This window comes from Bacillus sp. FMQ74, from assembly GCF_001875785.1.
GTDB classification, from domain to species: Bacteria; Bacillota; Bacilli; order Bacillales; family Bacillaceae; genus Bacillus; species Bacillus stercoris.
The window spans coordinates 1-1285 of record NZ_MOEO01000035.1 but is presented as its reverse complement, the minus strand read 5'-3'; the positions used below and the strand labels follow the sequence as shown (position 1 = coordinate 1285).

2 protein-coding genes are annotated in these 1285 nt (G+C 31.3%); both read right to left on the bottom strand.

Going from position 1 to position 1285, the window contains the following annotated elements; all coding sequences use genetic code 11:
- Positions 1-408, bottom strand: a 408-nt coding sequence (gene lspA, locus BLL41_RS22185) for a signal peptidase II (RefSeq protein WP_071579443.1), incomplete at its 3' end; no start/stop codon positions are given.
- A gap of 98 nt (positions 409-506) precedes the next feature.
- Positions 507-1169: a CadD family cadmium resistance transporter gene (locus BLL41_RS22180; RefSeq protein ID WP_061576716.1), complete on the bottom strand. Its 663-nt coding sequence runs from the start codon at positions 1167-1169 to the stop codon at positions 507-509.
- Between the last annotated feature and the right edge of the window lie 116 nt (positions 1170-1285).

The following is a 1285-nucleotide window of genomic DNA, read 5'->3' as shown; positions in this document are numbered from 1 at the left end:
ACTAATAAGAAATAAGATAGCTCCACTAACTAAAAATACATCCGCAGTATTAAAAATTGGATAATTAATAAATGTAACTTCGAACATATCTGTTACTTCCCCAAAAATTAAACGGTCTATAACATTTCCCATTGCACCTCCTATAAAAAAGCCAAAGGCTATACGCGTTAGCTTATCAGTTACTTTACGAGAATAAATAAGACCAACGACTATAACAATAATGGCAATGCTAATTAAGAATATTTTTTGTCCTGAAAAAATTCCCCAAGCAGCACCCGCATTTCGATGAGATGTTAATTGGAAAAAACCATTGATAATGAGAATGGATTGCCCGTAGTCCATAAAATTTCTAACTAAATATTTAACAAACTGATCAATACTTAGTGTGAGAATAATGATCCAATACAAAGTCGTCACCTCAAAGTTTATTTTCTATAAAGATTTATACTCATTACTTTAAAAGGAAAGGGGAAATAACAATAAAATTTTTGAACTATTACGGTTAATTAGGAATTTAAATTTACGAAGTCAGACCACAGGTTAGAAAATATATTATTTTCTGCCATGATATAAAATCCTAATCCTATAAACACAACTGGAATAACCCATCGGCCGTATTTCTCAAGTGTTTCAGAAACATATCTAAATCTTGCTAGACGATAGCCGATTAAACACCAAACCGCAACCATTATAAAGAAAGTAACAACTGTAATGACCAGTTGGTTGTTATTTAAAGTAGAAAAGAACGGAACATAAATTCCAATATTGTCTCCACCATTGGCAAATGTGATAAATGCTACACTTAAATAGAACTTATTAAATTTATTTAAACTAGAAAGAATAGCACTTTCATCTTCATCTTCACCCTTTATAAACAGTTTAACTCCTAAATAGATCGGGATTAGTCCTAATAAACCTACCCATTGATCAGGAATGAGTGTTACTCCAAATGTAGCTAAAAGACTGATTAAAACTAAAAGTGCAAAACCAAGATATTGACCAATGACTATATCTTTAGGATAAATACGATTTCCCTTCACCGTTCGTCCATTACTTGCTTTAGCTTGTGAACTTGCCTGAGAGAACAGCAACATCAAGACAAAAATGTCATCGATATTGGTTACTATAAAAGACCCTAAAGCAGAGAGAATGGTTAAAATTAAATTCATAAAAAAACTCCTTTTTAAATTGCTCCATAAACGAAATAATAGATAGTTAGTTATGTTAGTTTGTTACACATTCTATTATTTACCCTTCATGTAATGACTTGGAATTTCGCTTAGCA

Coding starts and splice junctions, on each gene's coding strand:
- BLL41_RS22180 (WP_061576716.1), bottom strand. CDS start 1,169: ATGAATTTAATTTTAACCATTCTCTCTGCTTTAGGGTCTTTTATAGTA.